This is a genomic window from Paracoccus sp. 08 (assembly GCF_024105395.1).
GTDB classification, from domain to species: domain Bacteria; phylum Pseudomonadota; class Alphaproteobacteria; order Rhodobacterales; family Rhodobacteraceae; genus Paracoccus; species Paracoccus marcusii.
Genome location: NZ_WEKR01000050.1, coordinates 1 through 6,768 on the forward strand (window position 1 = coordinate 1; position 6,768 = coordinate 6,768).

General features: G+C 61.2%; 6 protein-coding genes. 5 read left to right on the top strand and 1 reads right to left on the bottom strand.

Annotated features, from left to right (window positions below):
- The first annotated feature begins 426 nt into the window (after positions 1–426).
- From GBO37_RS13760 to GBO37_RS13780, 5 genes are all read left to right on the top strand, one after another.
- A complete protein-coding gene (locus GBO37_RS13760; RefSeq protein ID WP_084697661.1) occupies positions 427–1,857 on the top strand; it encodes a MobA/MobL family protein in 1,431 nt (476 codons plus the stop codon).
- 306 nt (positions 1,858–2,163) lie between these two features.
- Entirely contained in the window at positions 2,164–3,183 is a 1,020-nt protein-coding gene (locus GBO37_RS13765) for a replication initiation protein (protein ID WP_045983929.1), read from the top strand.
- Between the two features lie 17 nt (positions 3,184–3,200).
- Positions 3,201–3,578 (top strand): hypothetical protein, encoded by a 378-nt coding sequence (locus tag GBO37_RS13770; protein ID WP_157001713.1) that lies wholly within the window; start codon positions 3,201–3,203, stop codon positions 3,576–3,578.
- A gap of 151 nt (positions 3,579–3,729) precedes the next feature.
- Positions 3,730–5,235: an MFS transporter gene (locus GBO37_RS13775; protein WP_045983928.1), complete on the top strand. Its 1,506-nt coding sequence runs from the start codon at positions 3,730–3,732 to the stop codon at positions 5,233–5,235.
- A 10-nt stretch (positions 5,236–5,245) separates the two neighbouring features.
- Positions 5,246–5,767, top strand: a complete 522-nt coding sequence (locus GBO37_RS13780; protein WP_036706857.1) for a TetR/AcrR family transcriptional regulator — start codon at positions 5,246–5,248, stop codon at positions 5,765–5,767.
- Positions 5,768–5,803: 36 nt separating this feature from the next.
- Here the strand turns inward: GBO37_RS13780 and GBO37_RS13785 are convergent, their stop codons facing one another.
- Complete coding sequence (locus tag GBO37_RS13785; RefSeq protein ID WP_157001715.1) at positions 5,804–6,151, bottom strand: SH3 domain-containing protein; 348 nt, start codon at positions 6,149–6,151, stop codon at positions 5,804–5,806.
- Positions 6,152–6,768: the final 617 nt, after the last annotated feature.

Here is a 6,768-nt window from a genome sequence, read left to right on the forward strand (position 1 = left end):
GGCGGGGGTGAAAGAAGGAAAGAGTGGCGGGGGKGAAAGAAGGAAAGAGTGGCAAGAAATGGAAGTGTAATTTTTTACACCCCCGCCACCGCCACGCCGCATCTGACATCCCGCCGGAAAACGCCCCAATCGCTCGATCCCTGTGGTCTCGCTCATGGGGATTTTTCCGGCTCCGCTCTGTTCCAAAACCCCGACCGACATCGCCAGCCATAAGGCAGGGGAGGGTGGGGTTTTGGCCGTCCGCCAGGACGGCTCTGGCAAGGGGCGCAGCGCCCGCGCAGATCGCCGGCCCAACGGGTTGCAGGATCGGAGGGCTGGGAAGGTTCAGGAAGGGGCGCAGCGCCCGCCTGACGGACGTATTTGCATAGCAAATACATAAGTGCGCCCTCCCTTGCATCGAGGGGGCCGCTACGCCTATGCTGACGCATGGCGATCTATCACCTCAAGCATGCCAGCGTTGGCCGATCGACCCATGCCGCAGGAACGGCAGGGGCGCATGTGAGCTACATCACGCGCACCGGGGCCTGCCGCGAAGTGATCGGCTCCGACATGCCCGTTCCCGCCGCTGGTGAGCGCGGTGGCGAAGCGCGGGCATGGCTGGACCGGCAAGAGGAAGCGGATCGCAAGAACGCCCGCGTCATCGACAAGGTGACCATCGCCCTGCCGCGCGAACTGAACGCCGTGCAGCGGGTCGAGCTGGTCCGCGCCTTCGCCGCCGAAGTGACCCAAGGCCGGGTGGCGTGGCTGGCCGCTGTCCACGATCAGGGCAAGGATGCCGACAATCCCCACGCCCATGTCGTGCTGCGCGACCGCGACCTGCAGACGGGCAAGATGGCCCTGCGCATGTCTCAGTCCGGATCGACCGAAATGCTGAGGGGGACGTGGGAGCGGGTGTGCAACGCCGCCCTGGAACGCGCCGGGATGGACGAGCGGATTGATCGGCGCACCCTCGAAGCCCAGGGCATCGAACGGATACCAACAAAGCACATTGGTCCGCAGGCCCGCCAGATCGAGGCCAGAGAGCCGCAGGGCAGCTGGAAGATCGCGGCGCTGACCGAAGAACGCGCGGCCGCCCACATACGCTTGCGCCCTGTCGTGGAGCGGGCCGCAGGGTTTCTGGCACGGGCCGGGACTCTGGCGAAAAACCTCTTTGGGCGAAACAGCGAGCGCCGCACGGACAGACAGCAACCGGCTGCTGCCGCCGCGATCCCCTTCCAGAAAGGCCCGGAACCGCAGGCAGCCGCAGACGGACGGACGCCGGAGGGTTTGAAGCAGATCAGGGCGCTGGCGGGCAGGACCCTCGACATGCTCGACGGCATCAACGCCCTGCCAGACCGTCAGGACAGGCCGAGAGACCGGGTGCGGGATGCCGTAGAAGCCCCTGAGAGGCCCGTGGAGACCCCAAAGGCCGCCGAGGCACCCTCAGGGGCCCGCGCGATTATAGAGGCCGCTCAGAGGGCCAGAGAGGCCGCTCAGAGGGAAAGGGACGCGAGGGAGGCCACCGCGGGGCCGGAAAGGCCGGTGCAGGATCCCTTTGCCAGGTACAGGGCGCAAAGCCGGGATGATTATCTGCTGACCAAAAGCGCCGAGGAGTATCAGGAGGTGATCCACCTTCTGAAAACGAACACCACGGACGCGCAGTATGACCGGTTCCGGCGCGGCGATCTGAGCGCCATTGGCCACATCACCAGCGAGCCCGTGTTCTCACGCCAGCTCTTGATGCTTGCCGAGCTGGACAACCGCAGCACCGGTTTCCGGATGGGGCACGATCTGGAATGCCTGATGTCGGACAACCGGGACTTTCTGGCAAAGACCTTCGAGACCGACCGCGACCGGGGCTACGAGCACGAGCGGTAGCCCCTTCCTGTTCTCAGCCCTGTCTTGAACCTCGCCGCACGCAGCGCCGGAGGCGCATGGTTTATGAGAGTCAGAACGTCTCCGAACGCGCCAAAATCACTCTTCAAGCCTACTGAAAAACGGGCGCAGCCCTTCTTGTTCTCTTAGTTCTATAGTTCAGGCGGAAATATCCTTTTATTTTCATATGCTTGCGTGTCTATCGGCAACATATGGGGACTGGAAGGCAACATATGGGGACTGGAAGGCAACATATGGGGACGTATTCGCTCATTGACAGGCAACATTTAAGTGAACTTAAATGTTGCCATGAAAAAGACTACGCAAATCGCGGCTGACCGCGCTCACGACGAGACCAAAACTGTGCTGCCTGCCGAGGTGGCACGGGGGATCTACATCGAGAATCCGCCGGGGGCTGAAGCTCTCAAGCTGATGCACCTGCTGATCGGCAAAGCGGGTGGGCGAATGGCTGAGGATGTGCGCCACGAACTGCGGCTGGCCGACATCAAGAAAATTGACGGAATGCGCAATCACAGCCGCGCTACCCTGCGCAAGCTGTTCATCGAACTGGCCGGGGCGGTGATCGTGTTCGACGACACCGAGGCCCAATGCGAGATCATCGGTGGATTTCTAGATAGGGCGAAGCTGGATTACCGTCATGAGGTCAGCGACGATCTGCTAGTGGCGTGGTGGTTCGGCGGCGCATTCCGCGAGATGGCTGAAATTTCATGCCATTGGGCAATCATGGATCGGCAAACTGTATTTGCCTTGTCATCCAAGTATTCAATTCTGCTATTCCAGCACGTCGCCAGCCTTGTGAACCTCAATCACATCGCCAGCAAAACCTTCAGTGTGGGCGAGCTGCGGGCCGTGTTAGGAGTACAGGATGGAAAACTGGATCGGTTCTCGAACCTGAACCAGCGCGTTCTCCAGCCAGCCATTGCCGAGATTAATCAGACTTCGCGCCTGATGCTGACGGCCACGCCTCGCAAGGTAGGGCGCACGGTGGCCAGCGTCACGATTGCTTGGGAAGAAAAGTCACAAGACGGCAAACAAACTGCCAAACGCGAATTGGACAACTCCAAGGTGGGCCGGAAGGCAAGGCGCGATGGCACGGCAGAATCCCCGGTTCGGGCCTTTCCAGAAACAGGCGGCATCACCTACAGCCCGCACTGGATTGAGGTCAAACGCGCGGCAGGCTGCAACAGGGATAACAGCCTCATTGCCGCCGATTTTCGCCGTTTTTGCGATGCCAAGGAAATCAGGCTCGATGCCCACAACATCGAAGAGCTGTTCAGCAGCTTCTGTGCCAAAGTGGGGCGCAGTTGACGCAGAGCGGAACCCCTATGGCACTCTCTCTTTCACAGGCAGCAAAAGCCGCCGGAAAAAGCAAATCTACAATCAATAGGGCCATCAAGTCCGGTAAAATAAGCGCCACGCGCCATGATGACGGAAGCTACACCATCGACGCCTCCGAACTGTCCAGGGCGTTCCGGATTGGAACCCCTGGGGGTTCCGAATGGATCAGTGCGGCACCCCAAACGGAACCGGTTGGAACCGCAGTGCTGGAGGCTGAGAATGCCGCACTGCGGGCGGCACTGGACCGAGAGCGTGAAATCACGAACGATCTGATGGCAGACCGCGACGCCTGGAAGCAGCAAGCCACGGCGCTTCTTGCGGCACCACCAAAGCGCCGGAGTTGGTGGCCGTGGTCTCGATCATAACCCTCTGCGAACGTCTGCTTGGAGCCCAAAGCAGACGCCTAGATTGGTGTGATGCTGCAGCACAGCCCGCCGGTTGACACAAACAAAATCAGTCTAGCAAAACTATACAAACATGATAGTATAGTTAAGTGTTAGCCAAGGTGCATTGAAAATGACTGTATCCCCCCGCAACCGTTGGGCGGTTCTGGTGACTGTGGCGGCTGGTCTGCTGCTGATCACGCTGGACAACTCCATCCTCTATACCGCCCTGCCGACCCTGACCCGGGAACTGGGCGCGAGCCAGACCCAGGGTCTGTGGATCATCAACGCCTATCCTCTTGTCATGGCGGGGTTGCTTCTTGGGGCGGGCACGCTCGGTGACCGCGTCGGGCATCGTCTAATGTTTCTGATCGGGCTGGTCCTGTTCGGCATCGCCTCGCTGGTCGCGGCATTCGCGCCAACGGCCAATGTCCTCATCGCGGCCCGGGCCTTCCTTGCGGTCGGTGCCGCCGCAATGATGCCCGCCACGCTTGCCCTACTGCGGGTCAGCTTCACCGATGAGAAAGAGCGCAATTTCGCCATCGCGATCTGGGGCTCGATCTCGGTGATCGGCGTCGCACTCGGGCCAATCATCTCGGGCTTCCTGCTGTCCCATTTCTGGTGGGGATCGGTGTTCCTGGTGAACGTGCCGGTGGTGGCTCTCGCGTTCATCTCGACGCTGATTGTGGCACCGAGGGTTGCTCCCGACAGGTCGCGGCACTGGGATTTCGTCTCATCCGTGCTGGCGTTGGTTTCCCTAGCGGCGCTGGTGATCGCCATCAAGGAAACCGCTCATGCCGGGCAATCCTGGGCAGTCCCCGCCGCCGCAGCAGCCATCGGCCTGATCTCAACGCTCCTGTTCACGCGTCGGCAATCCCGGCTGGCGGACCCGCTCCTGAACTTTGCCTTGTTTCGCAACCCGGCCTTCCTTGCGGGCACTCTGGCTGCGGCCTTTGCCATGTTCGCCTTCGCCGGGCTACAACTGGCAACCACGCAGCGCTTCCAGCTGGTCGCCGGCTTCACGCCCATGCAGGCGGGCATCCTTGTTTCGTTGGCAGCCATCGGGTCGCTGCCGACCGCAATGCTTGGTGGTGCCTTCCTGCACCGGATCGGGCTGCGCATCCTAATCGCGGGCGGGCTGGCGGTAGCGACGGTCGGTGTCCTGATCGCAACCTTGGGGATCAGCCACGGCATCGGTTGGCTGATCGCCGGATCGGTGCTTGCGGGTGCTGGGGTCGGGGCGGCCATGTCGGTGGCCTCCACTGCCATCGTCGGCAATGCGCCGGTGAAAAACGCCGGGATGGCAGCCTCGGTCGAGGAGGTTTCCTTTGAGTTCGGCAGTCTGATTGCCGTTGCCCTTTTGGGCAGCCTGATGGCGGCGGTCTATTCTCTGGGCGTTGTTTTGCCTGGGGGCATCGCTGCGGCGGCGCGCGACAGCCTGCCCAATGCTTTGTCGATTGCCGATGAGATGGGCGCCGATGGCATTGCGCTAAAACAGGCCGCGTCAACGGCGTTTGACCGCGCTTTCCTGATGGTGATGTATGTCGTCGCGGGTGTCATTGCGCTTGGTGCGCTGTTCACCGGCGTATTACTGCGGTCCTATGGACCGGGTTCGCAGTCTTCGCACTATCCGCATTGAGGAGATCACGATGAGAGAGAGCAACCGTGACAAGATCCTCGATGGGGTGGTGCGGCTGATCGAGCGGGATGGGGTCACAGCGGTCACCTTCGACGCTGTGGCTGCAGAAACCGGCATAACCCGGGGAGGGATCATCTATCACTTCTCCTCCCGTGATGAGCTAATCCTAGCCACGCACCAGCACCTTGCCCGGCAATGGGAGGCGCAACTGCTCAGTCTTACACCGGACCCGGACCTGCCCGCCGACCGCTACAAAGCCTATGTGCAAAGCTGCAGCCGGGATGCCACCCGGGCCGAGCTGCTGATGATGCTGGAAAGCGCCGGGGATGAACGGTTGGCTCAGGTGTGGTCAGAAGTGATGGATCATTGGGCACCACCGGCTCCGCAGGTGGATGATCCTGTGGGCCGAGCAAACTTCTTGGCGCGGATTGCAGCTGACGGGCTTTGGGCTCACCGGGCCATGGGCGGACGACCGCTGTCGCCGGAGGTCAAGGCGATGGTGACCGACTCGCTGCTGAGAATGATGGAATAGTGGTCGACGCCAACGCGACCGTCCGCTTTGTCCCGCTTACCCGCCATTCGCTTCGAGATTTCTCCGTGGAATCCAACCGGCAGAACCGTCCTGCAATCGGCAGAACACCCAGCCATGTGTTTCCTTCTCGCCCCTGACGCTTTGGCCTGCCTGGCAGGTAAGTTCAGCAGCGGTATAATCTTCGATTGCGACGCAGCCGGCGTTTGTTTTGCTGACGATGGTATCCGGTATCCAGCCTTCTAAGCCGCCTGCCGATCTGGCCCAGAGCCAGATGTGACCATCCCAATTGTTCTGACGGCCTGTGAGAGAAAGCACCTCTCCGGCCTTCAGGCGTATTGGATCTGCGTAAGTGGCCTGCCAGTCCTCTGTCACCTTGAAATTCATGCCGTCTCCAGGTCGAGAAATCCGGGACGAGTGTAACCTGGGAATGTCCACTTCGTCCCTCCACAAGCTGCCCCCCGGTTCAACCCTCGGCAGCGTCCCCGTCGATATTCGGTTTTATGCGGCAGAAAACCCCGGTGCGAAGGATCGCGCCGGAGTTGTCATGAGGGGACCCGTTTCCGGGACCGCACGGGCTGCCAACCCCGTCATATAACCCACGCGGCCCTGCCCCGATGATGCGGTCCAGTCCCTCATCATCGGAGATCCACGATGTTCGACCACCTTGATCTAATCCGCGCCCTGCTGGGCATCCTGCGCGAACTGCTTGGTATGCTCCGCGACAGGCGGCGGGGGTGAAAGAAGGAAAGAGTGGCGGGGGTGAAAGAAGGAAAGAGTGGCGGGGGTGAAAGAAGGAAAGAGTGGCAAGAAATGGAAGTGTAATTTTTTACMCCCCCGCCACCGCCACGCCGCATCTGACATCCCGCCGGAAAACGCCCCAATCGCTCGATCCCTGTGGTCTCGCTCATGGGGATTTTTCCGGCTCCGCTCTGTTCCAAAACCCCGACCGACATCGCCAGCCATAAGGCAGGGGAGGGTGGGGTTTTGGCCGTCCGCCAGGA